We start from the raw sequence: 18,845 nt of genomic DNA, 5'->3' as shown, positions 1-18,845 counted from the left end.
ATGTCCTCTTAGCTGTGTCGATGACCTTCCGGAGACCCTAGCCGGAGATACTCCGCAATACTGTCGGAACGATACTCGGTGCGGTTACTGTGGCAAAACAGCCCTTTTGGTGCAGAAACCACGGAGAGTTATCGTCAGTGGCAGCATGCGTGACCGCGCCAGGCCCGCATCCCCTCACGGAGCGCGACGGCGGCCAGCGCGACCGCCATGGCCGGATCCACCCACCACCAGCCGAGCGTGTTGAGCCACAAACCGGTCAGCACACCGGCCGCCATCGTGGCGCAGATGAGGTTCTGGGTGCCCTCTCCCGCGGTCGAGGGGGAGGCCAGCCGCCGCCCCAGCCGCCGCTTGGCCACCCCCAGCGCCGGCATGCTGACCATGCTGACCGCGGTCACCACGATGCCCAGCGTGGTCGGCACGGCCCGGTGGCCCGCGTCGAGATCGTGCGCGACGTGCAGGACCAGGTAGGGGGCGAGCACCCAGAAGCTCACGGCGACCGCCCGCCGCGCCTTGAGCTCCGCGCTCGCCGACAGCGTGCGCGAGCCGGTGAACCGCCACACCACGATCAGGCTCGCCGCCGCCTCCACCAGGGCCGCCAGCCCCCAGCCGATCAGCGCGACCGAGTGCGAGGCCAGCCCGGCCGCCAGGCCGAGGGAGCTCTCCAGCCCGAGCCATACGAGCGTCGCGACCGACAGTGCGCGCGCCGTGCGCGCCGCCCGGAGCCAGTCGGCTGACGCGGCCGGATGCGCGTGAACCCGCTGGTCAGGCACCATGAACCTCCGAATCCGCGGCTTCCGGCCGCCGACAGCGTTACGTACCATACCCGCTACTTAGCGTGACTTTAGTGGCGAGGGGCAAAGATTGGCAGGGTAATCTGTAATGATCGTTTCGGGGGAGGAGCCGTTTCGTGCCGTTCACGCCCGCCCACATCGCCGCCGTGCTGCCGCTCGCGTCGTCGTCCCGGATTCGCAGGCTGGTCGACCCGTGGGCGCTGGCGATCGGCGCGATGGTGCCCGATCTGCCGATCTTCCTGCCGTTCCTGCCCGACTACACCGACTGGCACGCCTGGCGTGGTGTGCTCACCATCGACCTGCTGGCGGTCCTGGTGCTGCTGGCCCTGTTCCACCTGGTGCTCAGGGACCCGCTGATCTCCCTCCTGCCGCCCTCGCTCGCGGGCCGCGCCGCGACCCTGCTGCCCTCCTGGCGCCGGGTCCGGCCGCTGCCGATCGTGGCCGGCGCGCTGATCGGGGCCGCGACCCACGTCCTGTGGGACTCCTTCACCCACTCCACCGGTCCGGCGGAATGGGGCGAGTGGCTGTCCTACTCGGTCTTCGGCGTGATCAGGCTGTTCCGCCTGCTGCAGTACGGCTCCTCGGCGGTGGGCCTGGCCCTCGTGGTGTGGTGGGCGTGGCGCCGGCTGTCGCGGATGGCCGGCTGCGAGGTGCCCGGCCACCTGCGGATCTCCCCGCGCACCCGGCTGACGGTCTTCACGGCCTCCTACATCGGGGTGGTCGCCGGAGCGCTCCTCTGGCCGGTGCTCTACCCGCCGGCGCCGGAGTTCGGCCTGCCCGGCGTGCTCACCAAGGTGGGCGCGGGCACCGTGGTGGGGCTCTCCCTGGTGATCTGCTGCTACGCGCTCGGCTGGCAGGTCAGGCGGCTCGTGGCAGTATCTGAAGGTGCCTGAGTACGTAACCGACGCGAGCGACCCTCGCCTCACCGACTACACCCGCCTCCGCGACGTCGAGCTGCGCAAGAGCCTTGAGGCCGAGCGCGGGCTGTTCATCGCCGAGGGCGAGAAGGTGATCAGGCGCGCGGTCGCCGCCGGCTACCCCATCCGCTCGGTCCTCACCGCCGGCCGCTGGCTGGAGCCGCTCGCCGACGTGCTCGGCGACGCCAGGGTGTACGTGGCCGGCGACGACGTCATGACGGGCATCGCCGGGTTCCCGGTGCACCGGGGGGCGCTGGCCTCGATGGAACGCCTCCCGCTGCCTCCGCTCGACTCCGTGTTGTCCGGCTCCTCGCCGGGGCCCCGGCGGATCCTGGTGCTGGAGGACCTGGTCGACCACGGCAACGTCGGCGCCATCTTCCGGTGCGCCGCCGCGCTGGGCGTGCACGGCATCGTGCTGTCGCCCCGGTGCGCCGACCCGCTCTACCGGCGGGCGGTGAAGGTGTCGATGGGCGCGGTGTTCTCGATCCCGTACGCGCGGATGGACAACTGGTACGACGGTCTGGCCCGGCTGCGGGAGGCCGGATACCGGAGCCTGGCCCTGACGCCCGACCAGACGGCCACCTCGCTCGACGCCGTCAAGCTCGCGGACCGGGTCGCCCTGCTGCTCGGCTCCGAGGGCGACGGGCTGTCGTCGCGGTGGCTGCACGAGGCCGACGAGCCGGTCTGCATCCCGATGAGCCCGGCCGCGATGGAGGCGGGAGTCGACTCGCTCAACGTGGTGGCCGCCGCCGCCATCGCCTGTCATGGGTTGATGCGCTGATCCTGGGCTTCGGCTGGTTGTGCGTACTTTTGTGGCGCTTTGTATCGGTGATCGTTATTCTCCCGGTTATCTGGGGGGCCTGGTGATCCAGGATTGCTGATCGCGGGCCGGGGGAGGCGCGTATGACCGTGTTCGAGGAGTTGCAGCCGCAGGACTTACGGAGGGTGGGTCCGTACCGGATCGAGGCGCGGCTGGGCGCTGGTGGGATGGGCCGCGTTTTCCTGGGGCGGTCGAGAAGCGGGCGCGCGGTGGCGGTGAAGGTGGTCCATCCGGAGCTCGCCGGCGATCGGGAGTTCCGGCATCGGTTCGCTCGCGAGATCACTCTGGCTCGTACGGTGAGTGGATTCTTCACCGCAGGGGTGGAGGTATGTCGTGGTCGACGGTTCGGAGGGCGACCAGCACATCCGGCAAGGAGCGCTGCAGGCCGGCCGGTGGGTCAAGGCCGCGCTCGACCGAGACCCTCCAACGATGCCTGTGAAGCGACTGAACCAGCGACTGAACCAGCATGCCAGCGACGGAGGGTGACGGTGCCACGGGCGGAGGCGGTCGAGTTGGTGGCGCAGCACCGCCATCGCCTGCTCAGGGCTCTGCTTTCGACGGCCGGCGCGGGATGGCCGGCGCGGGATGGACGGCGAGGGCGGGCTCGGTGACCGCCGGCACCGCGTACGACATGTGGACGTGGAACGAGGTGCCCACGACACGACCGTCGTGGGCACCTCCGCGCGAATAGGTGGACGGGCTCGTCGGCGAGTGGCCGACATCCTCATTGAGCAGCGGGAAGTGGCACGCAGGACGCGTATGTCCCGAAGGCGTAGGTCGCCGTCTCGCTGTGGTTCATGATGCCGACCCGCCACGCGCTGGTGTCCTGGTGGTCGATGGTGTTGACGAACACGCTGACCGGCGCTGTCGGCCGCTCGCCCAGGTATCCGCCGGAGATCGCGTAGTTACCGTCGCCGCAGTCGGCCCGCAGGTGACCTGTCTCCCCGGGCGCGATCCTGGTGCCCGGACCCTTGATCGTGAACACGCGGAGTTGTCCGGGCGGGCCCTGCCGGTTCCAGTCCAGCGCGGTTTCGCCATCGCCGCACACCGTTCCCGTCGCGACGACACGCAGGGCGCCGGTCGCGGTGGTGACGCAGGCGTTGATCGGCTCCTCGTTCATGGCGGTCGCCAAGGCAGCTCCGCCGACCGTGAGCATGCCGCCGGCCAGCAGGCTCGCTGTCACCAGGGCCACGGCTCGTCCTGTCAGCCTGATCTCGGGCATCATGGTCCTCCTCGCGTTCACTGAAGATCCGTTTGATGACACGGTCTGTCCAACGACGAAGTGGTCCAGAGGTGACGCCTCCTTGCGGCGTCGCGGAGGCGGGCTTCGCTCGGCGCCTACCGGTGGAGGGCTTCTTGTCAGAGGCCGAGATCGTCGAGCTCCTTCAGCAGCGCCGCCCTGGGGTTCTGTCGCGGGGAGGCCGCAGTCGGCCGCGGACTTCTGCCGCGGTCGCGGAACACCCAACCGCCCAGCACCCCGGCGAGGAAGCCGAAGAGGTGAGCCTGCCAGCCGATGCCCTCCTGGGGAAGCAGGCCGGTGAATTGGTAGGAGAAGCACAGGGCCATGACCACGCCTACCACGATGTCGATCAGATGCCGGTCGAATGCGCCGCGCACCAGTACGTAACCGAAGTAGCCGAAGACCACGCCGCTCGCGCCCGCTCCTATCCCGTCCGGGGCGGAGGTGAACCAGGCGCCGAGGCCGCTGACCAGGATGATGAGTCCCGTCACGCTGAGGAACTTGGTGACGCCCCGATACGCGGACAGAAAGCCGAAGATGAACAGCGGACCCGAGTTGGCCTGGATGTGCGCCCAGCTCCAGTGCAGGAACGGTGACGACACTATGCCCGGCAGGCTGCCGGGGTTCCACGCCTGCACACCGTAGTGGTAGCTCAGCGCGTAGCCGGACGCCCAGTTGGCGATCTGCGCGATCCAGATGACAGCCAGGAACCCGACCATCACCCACAACGCCTTGCGGGCCTCAGCGATCATGATCTCGGCCGCGGGCCCCTTGGCCTCCACCTGGTTCCTCCTTGGCTGACTAGTGCGAGCGGGACCAGTATCAGAGGGAAAGATCACGAAGCGGCGTCAGGGCGGACTCTTCCCCAGGTCTGACCACCGGGCCGTCGCGGACGGGGGTTTAGCAGGCTGACACGGGGCACGGGCAGACCCGTCGTAAGGAGGAGAGATGCGGTCTGTGGAGAAGGTCACGTCGCTGGGCATGGGCATGCTGGGCGGCGCTGTGGCGGCCTCGATGTTCAAGCAGGTGTGGAAGCTGGTGTCCGGCGACGACGATGCGCCGGACGCCGACGACCTGGAGCGCGGCTGGACGGAGGTCCTGGTGGCGGCGGCGATCCAGGGAGCGATCTTCGGCCTGGTCAAGGCGGCCGTGCACCGCGCGGGCGCGCAGACCTTCCGGCACGGGGCGCCCGGAGACTAGGCGGGCGGGGGAGCGGTGGAGCCGCGGACGATCAGGTCGTGCGGGAAGATCGTCCGCTCGGGCGCGTCACTGGGCGGTGACAGGAGCAACCGGCCCGCCGCTTCGCCGATCTGCTGCTTGGCCTGCCTGATCGTGGTGAGGCCGGCCTCCTCGGCGGCGCTGTCGGAGAAACCCACCACGGACAGGTCGGCCGGCACGGCCAGGCCGAGGTCGGCCGCCGCGTCGAGGACGCCGAGCGCCAGCACGTCGGTGTTGGTCAGGATCGCGGTCGGGCGCGGCTCGCGGCCGAGCAGCGCGTGGCCCGCCTTCCGGCCGGCCTCGCGGGAGTTGCGGGCCACCTCGAAGAACGGCACGTCCCCCCAGTCGAGCCCGGCCTCCTCGCAGGCCTGCTGGTAGCCGCTCCGGCGTCGGCGCATCGCCTCGAAGACCGAGCCGTGTTGCCGGTCGACGCCCGCCCAGCCGGTGTGGCCGTCGTCGTGCAGGCCCACCATGGCCACCCCGATGCGGCGGTGCCCGAGGTCGAGCAGGTGCCGCGCGGCGAGCGCCCCCGCCGCGGGCTCGTCGATGCCCAGGAATGGATGGCCGGGCACGTACGGCTCGTCGACCACGACGACCGGCACCTTGCGCGCGAACACCTCGGCCAGCGCGGGATGCCCGTCGGGCAGCGAGACCACGCAGAAGGCGTCGACCACCGCGTCGCGCACGGTGTCGCTGCGGCGGTCGCCGTGCGGCAGCGGCAGGATGAGCAGCCCGACGCCGGCGTCCTCGGCGGCCGTGGCGATGCCCTGGAAGAACCCGATGGCGTAGGGGTCGGCGAAGGCGTAGGGCAGGGTCTCGCTGAACAGCAGCCCCAGCGCGCCGGCCCGCCCGAGGCGCAGCGAGCGCGCGGTGGGGTTGGGGCCGCCGTAGCCGAGCTCGTCGGCCACCTCCATGATCCGCCTCCGGAGCCCGTCGCTGAGCTGGTCGGGCCGGGAGAAGGCGTAGGACACGGTGGCCCGGGACACGCCCAGCCTGTCGGCGATCGTCTGCAGCGTGACTCTGGCCATCCGTCCACCGTATCGAACCCTTGCCGACCACTCCTTAATGGATTAAGCTCTTAATGGATTAAGGAGGAGATATGGAAGCCATGCAGGTACTCGCTCATCAGACGGCGATGGGCCACCGGGAGACGGTTCACGAGGCGCTTCCGGGCGCGCCGGTGCGGCCGTCGCGCGAGCGGACGCGGGTCCGCATGCGGCTCGCGTGCACGCTGCGCTGGACGGCCGACCGTCTCGACCCGCTCGTCGCGGGCTCCTGACCTTGGTCAGCCGCCGGAGATCCGGTCGTCCGCGTAGTCGAGCAGCTTCCCGGCCGTGGTGAAGCGGCGGGCGTCCTGGTCGCCGAGCAGCACTCCGATCACCCGCCGGCCGCCCCGGTCACCCGCGAACAGCAGGCAGAACCCCGCCTCCCGCGTGTAGCCGGTCTTGACGCCGAGCACGCCGTCGGCCTGCTGGAGCAGCTTGTTGGTGTTGCGCCAGGTGTGCGCGCGCTGCAGCGACGTCCGGGGGACGATGTGCCGCTCGCGCGACACGATCGTCCGGAACGTCGGATCCGCCAGGGCCGCCTTGGCCAGCCTGACCTGGTCGACGGCCGTCGAGTAGCCGCCAGCGGGCGCCGGCAGGCCGTCGGCGTTGGTGTAGTGGGTGTCGCGCAGGCCCAGCCGCCTGGCCGCCGCGTTCATCTTGGCCACAAAGGCCGGCTTGCCCGGTCCGTACGTCCTGGCCAGCGCGTTGGCGGCGTCGCCGCCCGACGGCAGCATGAGCCCGTACAGCAGATCCCTGACCGTCAGTCGCTCACCACGGCCGAGCGCCGCGGTGGTGGCCCCGTTGACGACCGCGTGCCGGACGTCGGCGGAGGTCACCGTGATCCGGTCGCCCAGCTTGGCCTCGCGGAGCACCACGTACGCCGTCATGACCTTGACCAGGCTGGCGACCGGCACCCGGCGGGTCTGCCGCTTGCCGTAGTGGATCGTTCCCGCCGAATCGATCACGTACGCCGCCCCGGCGCCCACCGCGGGTGTGTCCGCCGCCACGGCGGGCGACGGGATCCACAGGACCAGGGCAAGGATGGCAGAGCCGATGAAACCCCCAATACGCATGCCCGACATGGTGGCAGGTCATCGGTGATCGATGGGCCGAACCACGCGCCGAAGCCGCGGAAAACCGGCCTGGATCGGGCCATGGCCCTCAGGTGACGAAGGCCTTCTCGGCGCGCCGCCTCCTGCGCCAGACGAAGAAGGCGACGACCGCGGCGACGGCGGCGACGGCCACGACCGCCGCGCCGACCGGCGAGCGCGCGGCCAGTTGCAGCCAGCCCCACACCAGCGCGGTCAGGCCGAACCACCACAGCGGCGCCCACGTCATGCAGCCCAGCGCGCTGGCCACGATGTACCAGGGATAGGAGACGCGCAGCGCTCCCGCGACCCACGGCAGCGTGTGCCGGAGCATCGGCACCCAGAAACACCCGTAGACGGCCAGCGCCCCCCACCGGCCGACGATCCGCTCCACCTTCGCGATCCGCTCGCGGCCGAGTTTGACGCCCATCCGCGAGTCGTAGAGGCGCTCGCCGAGCCTGCGGCCGACCCAGTAGTAGACCTGGAACACGCCGAAGAGCGCGATCATCAGGACGACACCCACGAGCCAGTACGGCAGCCCGAGCCAGAAGGGCTCGGTGGGGGCGGGTACCGCCAGCGCGAAGGACCGCATGAAGGACATCGCCCCCCTTCTTGTACAAAGGTCAGCCTTACCTTAGTTCACCGGTTACCCGGCCGCCACACTCGCCCGCAAGAGGGCCGCAAAGGGTGCAAGCAGCCGACAAGCGGACCTCAACCACCCTCGCTTATCTCTATAGGTGAGCAAAGAGGAGATTTGATCATGGCGACGAGAAGCACCGCGGTACTGGCCACCGGCTCGGCGAGCACAGCCAAGCTCTTCGTGGCGGCCCTCGCCTTCACCGGTGCCTACGTGGGCTTCTCCGCCTACGACACCGCCAACTCCGCTGCTCAGCCTACGCAGACCATCACCCTGTCGGCCCGTGCCGTGCCCATCACGGCGCCCGCCTCCTACGAGGCCGCCCCGGCCACCGCCGGCCGGGTCAGCGTCAGCCCGCAGAAGAGCGAGGCGGGCTGCGTCAAGACGTACGCGGCCCGCACCGTCGTGGTCAACCCGGCGCCCGACCGGACCGTGCTCTACGGCTGGAAGCTGTCGCGCTGGAACCCCGGCACCAACACCTGGGACGCCTACCTGGTCGACTACGCCGGCTTCGCCGGGTCGCAGGAGACCGTGGCCTGGCAGCCCAGGCTCACCGGCAACCCGGGCTGGTATCGCGTCGAGCTGACCGTGGACGGCGCCAAGACCGTCAAGAGCCGGCGTTTCCAGGTGAGTTGCTGACCGACCGCCGCGCCGCCTCCACCCAGCGGGGCACACCGACCCGCTCGGCCACCTCCAGAGCCTTCGTGTAGTGGTCGCGCGCGGCGTCGGGCTGGCCGAGCCGGATCGCCAGATCTCCCAGCGTCAGCGCCACCGGCCACAGAGCCACCACCCCGGTGCCGGCGCCCGCGACGCGGTCGGAGAACGGCTTGAGCTTGTCGTAGCAGTCGACCATCCGCTCCCGGTCGTCGAGCAGCATCCCGGCCAGCGCCCGCCACGTCATCGCCAGCTCGTAGAGGAAGTCGGGCCGCACGGGCGGCCGGGTCGCGGCCACGGCGTTGGCGTCGGCCAGGTGGCCTGCGGAGGCGAGCGCCAGCGCGTAGGCGTCGAGGGTCCACTTGGCGCCGCGCTGGTGGGCCTCGGCCAGCCACTCGACCGTCTCGGCCGCCCGGCCGTCGACCAGGTGCAGGCAGAACCTGGCGATCAGCGGGAGGTCCTGGCGGCCCTCCAGCATGCCGGCCCGCGCGGTCATCCGGGCGGCGTCACGGTAGGCCCGCTCGGCGCCCTGGTAGTCGCCGGCGATCATCAGCCGCTGCCCGGAATACCAGGCGCAGACGGCGTCCGGCGCCGACAGGTCGTACTGTCTGGCCAGCCGGTTGGCGGCGGCGGCGTGCTCGTCGGCCACCGCGAACTCACCGCGGGCGGCGGCGCACTCCAGCAGCACCAGGTGGGCCAGTGCCTGGGTGGCCATCTGCCCGGAGCGCTGCGCGACCTCCAGCAACTCGCGGCCGATGCTCTCGCGGGTGTCGACCGCCGGGATGTCGTAGGACTGGCGGAGCCGGCCGCTGAGCGCGGCGGCGAGCAGCACCGGGTCGCCGCTCTGCCGGGCCAGCTCCAGCGCCTCCAGCGACGCCTGCCGGCCCCGTTCGGGCGAGGAGGAGCCCTCCAGCTCCAGTGCCAGGGTGGTGAGCAGGCTCGCGCGCAGCGTCTGCTCTCCCTCGGGCAGCGCCATCAGCGCCTGCTCGGTGACGTCGACGATCTCCCACGCGGTGCGGGTGAAGTCGCGCGCCATGCCCTTGTGCGGCACGGCCAGCGACGCCGCCACCCGCGCCGTGATCTCCAGGTCGCCCAGCGGCAGCGCGGCGTCCATGGCCTCGCGCCGCAGCAGCCGGGCCGCCGACATGTCGCCGCACAGCGCGAGCGCCCGGATCCGGCGCAGCATCAGCTGCAGGCGTTCGCGGGTGTCGGCGCTCGCGCGGTCCGGCCCGTCGTCGCCCTCCCGGCGTGCGCTCCGGCGCTCGAACGCCGCGATGGCCTGCTCCCACAGCGTGGCCGCCTCGCGGTGCGCGAAGCGCCGCTCGGCCTGCTCGGCGGCGAGCCTGGCGTAGTGCACGGCCTTCTCGGCCGCGTCGGCGAGGAAGTAGTGGTGGGCCAGCGCCGCCACGTCGGAGGGCGTCCGCCGTTCGATGGCCGCCGCCACGGCCGCGTGCAGCCGGGTGCGGCGCAGCCGCGAGGCGTCGGAGTAGATCGTGTCGCGTACGAGGTCGTGGTCGAACCTGAGCAGCCCGGGGCCCGGCTCGGTCACCAGCCCGGCCAGCAGCGCGGCCTCGACCGCCTCCACCACCGTGTCCTCCTCGCCGGCGACGTCGACGAGCACGTCGACGTCGACGTCGCGGCCGATCACCGCGGCCTGCAGCAGGATCTGCTGGGCCCCGGCGGGCAACCGCGAGATGCGCCGCCGCAGCACGTCGCGTACGCCCGAGGGCACGCGCGACAGCACCTCGGTGGCGCTGGCCCGGTCGGCGGCGGCCTCGGAGTCGAGCAGGCGCACCGTCTCACGGACGAAGAACGGGTTGCCCCCGGTGCGCTCGACGATCGACTCGACCGCGTCCTCGTCGATCTCGCGCACGCACGTCGCTCTGACCAGCTCGGCCACGGCCTTGGGATCGAGCCCGCTCAGGCCCACCCGCAGCGGGCCGAGGCGGGCCAGCGCGGCCAGCACGTCGGACTGGCGGTCGTCGAGCTCGCTCTCCCTGCAGGTCACCACGAGCAGCACCCGGCTGGTCGCGAGCAGGCTGGGCAGCGCCCGGAGCAGGGCGAGGGTCTGGTCGTCGGCCCAGTGCAGGTCTTCGAGCGTGATCAGCACGGGAGCGCGGCGCGACACCCCGGCCAGGTAGCCGCCGACCGCGCGATGCAGGCGGAAGCCGCCGGACACCTCGTCGTCGTCGGGATCGGGGTCGGCGTCGTCGAGCAGCGGAGCCAGCAGGTGGGCGTACTCGCCCGCGCCGGTGCGGCCGACGAGCGAGCGCAGGATCTCGACCCAGGCCCAGCCGGGCGGGGTGGCGCTGGAGTCGGGGCATGCGCCCGACGCGGTGATCCAGCCGTCGCCGCTGAGCCTGCCCTCCAGCTGGCGCAGCAGCGTGGTCTTGCCCGCGCCCGCGACGCCCGTGACGATCGCGACCTGGAGCCTGCCGGTGCGGCCGGCGGCGGTGGTCAGCCGGGCCAGCTCGGCGTCGCGGCCGACGAACGGCTCGGGTTCAAGCGGCGGCGGCTCCACGGGCGTGGCGGGCCGGGGCGGCCAGGTGTCGGCGACCGGCACCGGCCTGGTCGAGCGGGGCGTCACGGCCAGCTCCAGCTCGGGCGACTGGGCCAGGATGTCGGACTCGAGTTTGCGCAGCGCGGGACCGGGATCGATGCCGAGCTCGTCGGCCAGGATGCCCCTGGCCCGGCGCAGCGCGGCGAGCGCGTCGCCCTGCCGGCCGCAGCGGTAGAGGCCGAGCGCGAGCAGCCGCCAGCCTTCCTCGCGCAGCGGATGCTCGGTGGTCAGCGCTTCGAGGTCGGGCACGGTCTCGGCGGGCAGGCCGAGGCGCAGCCCGGTGTCGGCGTGGCGCTCGCGCGCGACTAACCGCAGCTCCGTCAGCCTGTTGACCTCGGCCTCGGCCCACTGCTGGTCGGCGAAGTCGGAGTAGGGGGTGCCGCGCCACAGGCCGAGCGCCTTCTGCAGCCGGCCGCGCGCCGACTGCGGGTCGCCTTCCTCGAGATGCTCGCCGGCCGCCCGGACGAGTTGCTCGAACCGGAGCGCGTCGACCTGGTCGGCCGCGACCCGCAGCGCGTAGCCGGAGGCGACCGTCACCAGCAGCCGGTTGGGCCCGCCGCGCGGCCGGCCCGGCTCCAGGACCCTGCGCAGCCGCGAGATGTAGACCTGCAGGCCCGACTGGGCGCCCTTGGCCGCGTCGTCGTCCCACAGGTCGTAGAGCAGTGTGTCGACCGGCACGACCTGACCTCTGGCCACGAGAAGTCGGGCGAGGACGGCCCGTTGCCGCAACCCGCCGAGGTCGAGTTCGTCATTTTCGTACGCCTCGACTGGCCCCAGAACCCGGAACGCCACCATGTCAGCCGCCACGCTATGCGGGCTTCCGAATCACGCACAAGGCCCGTGGATGATTGACACGTGTTCTGTTTTGGATCGTCACGGAGAGGCCTTCGAGATCGCTGACGGGGGCTCCGCGGCGTCACTCCGGCCCTTGCGTCTGCGCAGGAGCGCCCACGCACCCAACGCGAGGCCGCCGAACGGGATCTCGATAGTGTAAGTCCAGAAGCCGAAGAGCAGTGCGGTGGCCGTGGCCTGCGGGGCGTCGACCCCGAACGCGAGCAGCAGCGCCGCCACCCCGGTCTCCATGATCCCCGCGCCGCTGGGCGTGACGAGCGCGCTGGTCAGCACGCGTGACAGGGCGAAGACCGCGATCGACTGGGCCAGGCCGGGATAGGCGCCGGCGGCCAGCATGCAGATCACCATGATCGCCCACTGGAAGCCCAGGAAGAACACCATGCCCAGCGACAGGCCGAGCCACCGGGTGCGGAGGATCTCGGCGGTGTCCTTGCGCAGCCGGTGGAGCGCCTCGGAGGCGTGCACCCTGAGGCGCACCAGGCGGGCCAGGAAGTCGAGCGCCCGGCCGAGCAGAACGGCGGCGCGGTCCCAGTAGAGCGCGGCCGCCACGACCGCGCACAGCGCCAGGATCGACCCCGCGCCCACCCATCCGGCCTTGGCCACGTCCGGATTGGGGACCTCGCCGGCCATCAGCAGCGCGACGATGCCGACGGCCGGCAGGATGAACCTGAACAGGGTGTTCCAGATGCCGCTGACCAGCGTCATGACCACGATCGGGCGGTTGGCGAAGCCCCAGCCCCTGGTCATCGCGAACGTCAGCGCCACCCCCGCCGCGCCGCCGAACGGCAGCAGGTTGCTGACCGCGCTGCCCGCGGCGTTGAGCGTGAGTGCCTGCACATGGGTCAGCCCCGGCAGCGACCCGGTGAGCACGAACGTGTAGGCGAGCAGGCTGAGCAGCCAGACCACGGCCATCAACGCGATCATGCCGATGCCCAGCCCGCCGAACACCTCGCCGATCTGCTGCCAGGAGACCGGCTTGCCGGTCAGCGACTGGACGATTTGCGGCAGGTAGACGACCAGCGCCACCGCCAGCGCGAGCGACAGGGCGGACAAGGTGATCTGGAGCCATTTGTTCTTCATCGGCCCACCAGTCTGCCCGCCCGCGCGCCGCTCCGGATCATCCTGAGGTGTCATTTCGGAGCCGGGTCCAGAGGATGACGCAGCCGGGTGCCGGGCGGGAGGTCACGCCGGACGAACCACTCGGTGCCGAAGACCAGGCGGTAGAGCGGATAGGGCACCTTCAGCATGACCGCGAGCGTGCGGTCGCTGTCGCCGCCGCTGGCCTGGGAGGCGTGCGCCGACATCGAGGCCCGCTTCTGCTTCGCGAACCTGCGGACGTTGACCCGGTGGGTGATGACCTCGCCCGGCGAGTAGGCGCTCTCGAACGTGCGCACGTCGAACTCCGGCGGGAACCGGTAGACCTTGCCCGCCATCCGCAGCAGTTTGACGAGCGGATCGCGGTTGACGGTCGCCTCCAGGACGATCTCCGTGCGGGCGATCTCGGCGGCCCGCCTGCCCACCCGGTGCACCTGCACGTGGTCGGGGTGCCCGTAGCCGCCCGCCGGGTCGTAGATCGACAGCAGGTCGGCCTGCTCCTCCAGCAGGATCGCGGCCAGCCGGCCGGCCGCCTCCTCGGTGTCGGCGTCGATGAAGGCGTTGTCGGGCCGCTCGTCGGCGACGCCGCCCACGGGGCTCAGACCCGAGTCGCCGTAGCCCAGGCACTCCACGCGGGCGCACCCCAGCAGGGCGGCCGACTCGTACAGCTCCTCGATCCGGGTGCGGCCGAGCTCGTCGCCCGGCTCCATGTCGGCCAGGCCGCGCTCGCCCGCCGTGGCCACCACGAGCACCACGCGATGCCCCTCGGCCGCGAGCATCGCCATGGTGCCCGCCGTGAGCAGGGCCTCGTCGTCGGGATGAGCGTGGAAGAACACAGCGGTACGTGGAGGCACATGCCCAGATTAGTCTGGGAAGGGTGCGGATCTTTCACGTGAGCGACTGTTACCTGCCACGACTCGGCGGTATCGAGGTGCAGGTGGCCGATCTCGTGCGCACCCAGCGAGAGGCGGGCCACGAGGTCGAGGTGGCCACCGCGACACGTGGCGAGGGCTGGCCGGGCGTGCACCGGATCGTCGCCAGGATGCCGTTCGACCTGCCGGTGCACCCGTTAGGAGTGGGGCACCTCACCCGGCGGATGACCGCGTCGCGGCCCGACGTGGTCCACGTCCACACGGGGGCGGTCTCACCGTTCGCCTGGATGGGGGTCCGCGCCGCCGTACGCGCCGGGGTGCCGTGCGTGGTGACCGTGCACAGCATGTGGGATCCGGTCACGCGCGGCGTCTACCGGCTGCTGCGCCTGGTGTACGGCTGGCAGCGCTGGGGCCTGGTGGTCACCACGGTGAGCAACGCGGCGGCGGCGCCGATCCGCGCGGTCGCCGGCCCGCGGGTGCCGGTGCACGTGGTGTCCAACGGCCTCGACCTGTCGGGCTGGCGGCCCGCACCGGCCACCGGCGCGCCGGGCCGGGAGGAGGAGCCGCGGCGGGCGGAGGTGCACATCGTGGCCGTCGGCCGGCTCGCGCCACGCAAGCAGCCGCTGCGCCTGCTGCGGCTGCTCGGCATGGTGCGTTCCCGGGTTCCCACGTCCATCCGGCTGCGCGCCACCGTGGTGGGCGACGGGCCCGCCCGCGGGTCGATGGAGCGCTACCTGGCCAGGCACCGCATGTCCGGCTGGGTGTCGTTGCCCGGCCGCCACACCCGCGAGCAGATCGCCAAGGTCCTGGAGTCGGCCGACGTGTTCGTGGCGCCCGCGCCACGCGAGTCGTTCGGCATCGCCGCGCTGGAGGCCCGCGCCGCCGGGCTGCCGGTGGTGGCGCGGGCGCAGAGCGGGGTGGCCGACTTCGTCCAGCAGGGCACCGATGGGCTGCTCGGCCGTGACCTCGGCGAGCTGGCCGACTCGCTGGTCCGGCTGTGCGTCGATCACGAGCTGCGTGAGCGCATCACCGCCCACAACCGGGCCGACGCGCCGGCCGCCGGCTCGTGGTCCACGGTGCTGGCCGGATTCGACCGGGCCTACGCCCAGGCGGCCAAGCGGTCTCGCGGGAGCGGGTAGGCCGGGCCGGTCCGGCGGCCGGTCACCGGCGCAGCACCACGTAGCCGTCGCGTTCGAAGACCTTCGCGTAGCCCTGGCTCACCAACTGGTCGACCTGGGCCGCCTGGTCCTCGGCCGAGCCGAACGGGAACTCCCAGCGCGCCGTGTCGGCCACCACCCAGGGAGCGCCGTGAGACTCGCCGGTCCACAGCAGGACCGTGGTCCGCGAGGTCAGCGCGGGCCCGGCCGAGTTGACCGCCTCCACGGTCACGCCGGACGGCACCTGGGCCACGGCCTCTCGGGCGGCGGCGGTCTTGACCTCGTCGCCCTGGTAGAAGTCCGGGTGGTAGAGCTGGTCCAGGGCGAACCTCGGCACGAGCGTCAGCGCCACCACGCAGACGGCCGCCGACCAGACCAGTTTCAGCGAGCGGTCGTCCGGCCGTCTGATCCGGCGCAGCAGCCGGGCCAGGCCGTCCACCCCGGCCAGGAGCAGGATCACCACGGTGAACGCGCTGTACTGGAAGTCGGCCTGCCACCACAGGGCGCGGTCCGACAGCATGCGTTCGAGCACGTGCGGCAGCGCGACCACCGACAGCGGCGACAGCAGGCAGAGCAGCAACGTGGGCCACACCAGCAGGAACAACGTGTCGACCTTGGCCTCGTCGCTGAACGGCAGCAGCAGCGAGCCCAGCGGGTCGGCCAGCAGCCCCAGGGCGGCGCCGGGCAGGTCGGGGCCCAGGTGGCCGTAGGCCCAGAAGTCGCCGGTGTCGCCGCCCAGCATCGGGATGAGCGCGCCCCGCGTGATCAGCACCCCGCCGACGCCCACCACCGCGCAGCCCAGCCCACGGAGCCGGTCGCCGGTGAGCAGCAGGTAGAGCCCGAAGCCGATCACCATCAGCCCCATGTCCTCCTTGACCAGGAGGAGCGCGAACATCGCCACGAAGGCGGGCAGCGGGCGGCCCGCGTGGTAGCGCTCGATCATGATCGCGGTGAGCACGGGCACGAACATCACCTCGTGCGCGTCGAACGCGACCGCCTGCGCGACCGGCCACGACAGCGCGTACGCCACCGCGACCAGGTAGGCCGGGACCGTGCCCAGCACGCGCCGGGTGAACAGCCAGATGAACGGGATGGCCGCGGCGAACAGCAGCGCCTGGGCCACCACCAGCGCCGCCGGGCCGTCGTGGATCCAGTAGAACGGCGCGAGCAGCGCGTAGATCGGCGAGAAGTGGTCGGCCAGCTGGACGTAGTCGAGGCCCCGGTCGTGCCAGGCCCCCATCACCGGGACGTACGGCGGGCGGAACCGGGCGTAGTTGCGCACCGCCTGGTCGACGATGACCAGGTCGAAGGTGGAGGCGCGGAAGGTGGCGAGCTTCACCAGGCCGAGCACCGCGTACGCCGCGGCGGCGGTCAGCGCGATCAGCGCGACCCACACCCGATGGCCGCGCACCGCGATCAGCGCGGCCCGCAGCCGACGGTCGCGCACCACGACCTTCTGGCGCGTGCCGGCAGCGGTGGTGGCCCCCGTCTCGGCCGCCGGCATGTCGCCCGTCACGGGCAGCAAGAGTAGACCGATTTGCCGTGGAGCGTGTCATGACCGCCGCGTCGATGTGCCCCCCACATAGGCCACATACGACGCGACGGCCGGCTATCCGATCAGGAGCAGGCGCTCGTGATCTTGGTCTGGAAGCTGCCGAGCTTGGACGTCGCGGCCGTCAGCTCGTTGACGTCGTTGCTCTTGAAGCCGTCGAACGCGCCGGCGAACTCCTTGAGCGCGGCGCCGAGCTCACCGTCGTACTTGCCCGCCAGGGCGTTGGCCTTGTCGGAGGCGACGGTGGCGGCCTTCTTCATCGCGTCGGGGTCCGTGGCGGCGCTGCCCAGAGAGGTGCTGAACTCGTTGGAGATCACGGTGATCTCCTGGGCGACCGCGTTGCAGTCGACCGCGGTGCCGATGGCGCCACACCCGGTGGTGAGGCCGGCGAGAGCGAACGTCGCGATCGTCAGCGCGATCCGACGACGAGGGGGAGTCATGGTCATGCCCTTCGTTGGGATGGAATGAAGGGGACATTATGGATCTCCTCTTGCTGGCCGCTTGCACGAAACTAACAACTCTCGTATCAACTGTGATCAACCGTGTGAGGCCGGGGCATCCGGCCGATCCGCGGCGGCCTCTTGACAGCCTCGTGAGCCCGACCTGACCATGGCGCATGTAGGGCAACTCGGTGCGTATTACGCAACAAGAGGTGTCGATTGGCCAGCACGTCGAGCTTGATCCCCACGCTTTCCGGACCCTCCTACACCGATGCCGCGGTGTTCGAGGAGGAGCAGGCGAAGATCTTCGAGTCCCTGTGGTTCTGCGCGGTCAGGTCCGGCGACCTCCGCGCGCCGGGCGCGTTCAGGACCGTCCAGGTCGGCAGGGAGAACGTGATCGTGGTCCGGGGGCGCGACGGCGCGCTGCGGGCCTTCCTCAACGTCTGCAGGCACCGCGGCGCCCGCCTGTGCCTGGAGGAGTCCGGCGAGGTGAAGCGGACGATCAGGTGCGCCTATCACGCCTGGTCCTACGACCTCGACGGGCGCCTGGCCGCCGCGCCCAACCTGGTGAAGATGCCCGACATCGACCGGACCGAGTACGGGCTGATCCCGGTGCGGCTGCGCGAGTGGCTGGGATACGCCTGGGTCTGCCTGGCCGACGAGCCGCCCTCGTTCGAGGAGACGGTGATCCACGCGGCCACCGAACGGCTGGGAGACCCGGCAGCGATCGAGCACTACCACGTCGACCGGCTCGCCCTCGGCCGCCGCGTCGTCTACGACGTCAAGGCCAACTGGAAGCTCATCGTCGAGAACTTCATGGAGTGCTACCACTGCGCCACCATCCACCCGGAGCTCACGGCCGTGCTGCCGGAGTTCGCCGGGGGCTTCGCGGCGCAGTACTACGTCGGCCACGGCGCGGAGTTCGCCCCGAAGGCCGAGGGGTTCACCGTGGACGGCGGCCCCGGCTTCGGCAAACTGCCCGACGTGTCGGCCGAGCAGGACCGGCGCTACTACGCGATCACCGTCAAGCCGCAGGTGTTCGTCAACCTGGTGCCCGACCACGTGATCCTGCACCGGATGTTCCCGCTGGCGGCCGACCGCACGGTGGTGGAGTGCGACTGGCTCTACCACCCCGACGTGGTGGCCGCCGGCGCCGACCTGTCACGGTCGGTGGAGTTGTTCCACCGGGTCAACCTGCAGGACTTCGACGCCTGTGAGCGCACGCAGCCCGGCATGTCGTCACGTGCCTACCGCCGGGGCGGCGTGCTGGTGCCGAGCGAGCATCACATCTCGCTCTTCCATCAATGGGTGAACCAGCGCCTGCGCGGATAGCGGACCACCAGCTGGCCGTACTTGCTCTCCCCGGTCACCACGACGTAGAGGGCTCCGGGGCGGGGCCTGCTCGGGACGTCCGTGGTGCTCGTGCTGCCCCACGTGTTCTGGAACCGGTCCACGTTCGCGGCGCCACCCTCGGGCAGCACGATCGTGGCGGAGCCGTACTTGAGGTCCAGGTCCAGGTCGACGACCGGATGCGGGATGGTGGCCTGCGAGAGGTCGAGCTCGACGCTGGCGTACTTGGACACCACCCGCAGGTGCCGCGGCACCGCCCAGTCGCCGGACCGCTTGATGTGGCCGCTCTTCGACTCCAGCAGGACCACGTCGTCGACGACGGGCAGCTCGGAGGGGAGGTCGGCGATGAGCCCGGCCAGATCGCCATAGGTCTTGGCGGTGAGCGCCACCTCGAGCCGGTCCTCGAGCTCCAACTGATTGAGGCGACCCTCGGTGAATGCGCGTTGCAACTGCTGCGCGGCGCGTTCCCGATCCTCGTCGGAGACGCGCATCTCCAATTCCGACATGTCCTGAGCATAGTTCGCGAGGATCAGAACGGCAGGCGCCGTCCGGAGGG

The 18,845-nt window shown here is 71.3% G+C and carries 19 protein-coding genes; 7 read left to right on the top strand and 12 right to left on the bottom strand.

Translation table 11 applies throughout. From position 1 onward, the window contains the following. Positions 1–134: 134 nt before the first annotated feature. Complete coding sequence (locus tag AB0I38_RS26835) at positions 135–773, bottom strand: cation transporter (RefSeq protein ID WP_358476022.1); 639 nt, start codon at positions 771–773, stop codon at positions 135–137. A 134-nt stretch (positions 774–907) separates the two neighbouring features. Between AB0I38_RS26835 and AB0I38_RS26830 the strand changes: the two genes are divergently transcribed. Continuing rightward, positions 908–1,684, top strand: coding sequence for a DUF4184 family protein (locus AB0I38_RS26830; protein WP_358476001.1), 777 nt, complete (start codon positions 908–910; stop codon positions 1,682–1,684). Beyond that, positions 1,677–2,489, top strand: a complete 813-nt coding sequence (locus AB0I38_RS26825; RefSeq protein WP_436838784.1) for a TrmH family RNA methyltransferase — start codon at positions 1,677–1,679, stop codon at positions 2,487–2,489. Before AB0I38_RS26830 ends, AB0I38_RS26825 begins: the two co-directional genes overlap by 8 nt. Positions 2,490–3,252: 763 nt before the next feature. Here AB0I38_RS26825 and AB0I38_RS26820 read toward each other — a convergent pair. After that, positions 3,253–3,753, bottom strand: a complete 501-nt coding sequence (locus AB0I38_RS26820) for a hypothetical protein (protein ID WP_358475996.1) — start codon at positions 3,751–3,753, stop codon at positions 3,253–3,255. A gap of 134 nt (positions 3,754–3,887) precedes the next feature. Then, complete coding sequence (locus AB0I38_RS26815) at positions 3,888–4,550, bottom strand: rhomboid family intramembrane serine protease (RefSeq protein ID WP_358475970.1); 663 nt, start codon at positions 4,548–4,550, stop codon at positions 3,888–3,890. A 166-nt stretch (positions 4,551–4,716) separates the two neighbouring features. Here AB0I38_RS26815 and AB0I38_RS26810 point away from each other — a divergent pair, with 166 nt between their 5' ends. Continuing rightward, positions 4,717–4,968, top strand: a complete 252-nt coding sequence (locus AB0I38_RS26810; RefSeq protein WP_358475944.1) for a DUF4235 domain-containing protein — start codon at positions 4,717–4,719, stop codon at positions 4,966–4,968. Here the strand turns inward: AB0I38_RS26810 and AB0I38_RS26805 are convergent. Then, positions 4,965–6,014: a LacI family DNA-binding transcriptional regulator gene (locus AB0I38_RS26805; protein WP_358475939.1), complete on the bottom strand. Its 1,050-nt coding sequence runs from the start codon at positions 6,012–6,014 to the stop codon at positions 4,965–4,967. The genes AB0I38_RS26810 and AB0I38_RS26805 overlap by 4 nt on opposite strands. Before the next feature lie 71 nt (positions 6,015–6,085). Here AB0I38_RS26805 and AB0I38_RS26800 point away from each other — a divergent pair, with 71 nt between their 5' ends. Further along, on the top strand, positions 6,086–6,265 hold the full coding sequence (locus tag AB0I38_RS26800; RefSeq protein ID WP_189123523.1) for a hypothetical protein: 180 nt from the start codon (positions 6,086–6,088) through the stop codon (positions 6,263–6,265). A 6-nt stretch (positions 6,266–6,271) separates the two neighbouring features. On the opposite strand, the gene AB0I38_RS26795 is transcribed toward AB0I38_RS26800, so the two are convergent. Both AB0I38_RS26795 and AB0I38_RS26790 read right to left on the bottom strand, forming a co-directional pair. Then, a complete protein-coding gene (locus tag AB0I38_RS26795) occupies positions 6,272–7,105 on the bottom strand; it encodes a D-alanyl-D-alanine carboxypeptidase family protein (RefSeq protein ID WP_358475924.1) in 834 nt (277 codons plus the stop codon). 88 nt (positions 7,106–7,193) lie between these two features. Next, a complete protein-coding gene (locus AB0I38_RS26790; protein WP_358475907.1) occupies positions 7,194–7,721 on the bottom strand; it encodes a DedA family protein in 528 nt (175 codons plus the stop codon). A 159-nt stretch (positions 7,722–7,880) separates the two neighbouring features. Here AB0I38_RS26790 and AB0I38_RS26785 point away from each other — a divergent pair, with 159 nt between their 5' ends. Continuing rightward, positions 7,881–8,396 (top strand): hypothetical protein, encoded by a 516-nt coding sequence (locus AB0I38_RS26785; RefSeq protein WP_358475893.1) that lies wholly within the window; start codon positions 7,881–7,883, stop codon positions 8,394–8,396. Here AB0I38_RS26785 and AB0I38_RS26780 read toward each other — a convergent pair. The 3 genes from AB0I38_RS26780 to AB0I38_RS26770 form a co-directional block, all read right to left on the bottom strand. Further along, a complete protein-coding gene (locus AB0I38_RS26780; RefSeq protein WP_358475884.1) occupies positions 8,365–11,778 on the bottom strand; it encodes a BTAD domain-containing putative transcriptional regulator in 3,414 nt (1,137 codons plus the stop codon). The genes AB0I38_RS26785 and AB0I38_RS26780 overlap by 32 nt on opposite strands. A gap of 66 nt (positions 11,779–11,844) precedes the next feature. After that, complete coding sequence (locus AB0I38_RS26775; protein ID WP_358475875.1) at positions 11,845–12,903, bottom strand: lysylphosphatidylglycerol synthase transmembrane domain-containing protein; 1,059 nt, start codon at positions 12,901–12,903, stop codon at positions 11,845–11,847. Positions 12,904–12,953: 50 nt separating this feature from the next. Further along, positions 12,954–13,772, bottom strand: coding sequence for a PIG-L deacetylase family protein (locus tag AB0I38_RS26770; protein WP_358475852.1), 819 nt, complete (start codon positions 13,770–13,772; stop codon positions 12,954–12,956). Positions 13,773–13,795: 23 nt separating this feature from the next. Here AB0I38_RS26770 and AB0I38_RS26765 point away from each other — a divergent pair, with 23 nt between their 5' ends. Continuing rightward, entirely contained in the window at positions 13,796–14,929 is a 1,134-nt protein-coding gene (locus AB0I38_RS26765) for a glycosyltransferase family 4 protein (RefSeq protein WP_358475829.1), read from the top strand. A 22-nt stretch (positions 14,930–14,951) separates the two neighbouring features. Here AB0I38_RS26765 and AB0I38_RS26760 read toward each other — a convergent pair whose 3' ends face one another. Together AB0I38_RS26760 and AB0I38_RS26755 are read right to left on the bottom strand one after the other, a co-directional pair. Further along, positions 14,952–16,463, bottom strand: coding sequence for a DUF2079 domain-containing protein (locus AB0I38_RS26760; RefSeq protein ID WP_358475818.1), 1,512 nt, complete (start codon positions 16,461–16,463; stop codon positions 14,952–14,954). Positions 16,464–16,564: 101 nt separating this feature from the next. After that, on the bottom strand, positions 16,565–16,939 hold the full coding sequence (locus AB0I38_RS26755; RefSeq protein WP_358475811.1) for a hypothetical protein: 375 nt from the start codon (positions 16,937–16,939) through the stop codon (positions 16,565–16,567). Between the two features lie 237 nt (positions 16,940–17,176). On the opposite strand from AB0I38_RS26755, the gene AB0I38_RS26750 reads away from it, so the two are divergent. Beyond that, positions 17,177–18,271: an aromatic ring-hydroxylating oxygenase subunit alpha gene (locus tag AB0I38_RS26750; RefSeq protein WP_358475805.1), complete on the top strand. Its 1,095-nt coding sequence runs from the start codon at positions 17,177–17,179 to the stop codon at positions 18,269–18,271. Here AB0I38_RS26750 and AB0I38_RS26745 read toward each other — a convergent pair. After that, entirely contained in the window at positions 18,241–18,795 is a 555-nt protein-coding gene (locus AB0I38_RS26745) for a DUF1707 SHOCT-like domain-containing protein (protein WP_358475799.1), read from the bottom strand. The two genes, AB0I38_RS26750 and AB0I38_RS26745, sit on opposite strands and share 31 nt — an antisense overlap. Positions 18,796–18,845: the final 50 nt, after the last annotated feature.

This window comes from Nonomuraea cavernae, assembly GCF_040655715.1.
Lineage (GTDB): Bacteria > Actinomycetota > Actinomycetes > Streptosporangiales > Streptosporangiaceae > Nonomuraea > Nonomuraea cavernae_A.
Note: the sequence above shows the minus strand (reverse complement) of the source record. Positions and strands in the feature narration are given on the sequence as shown.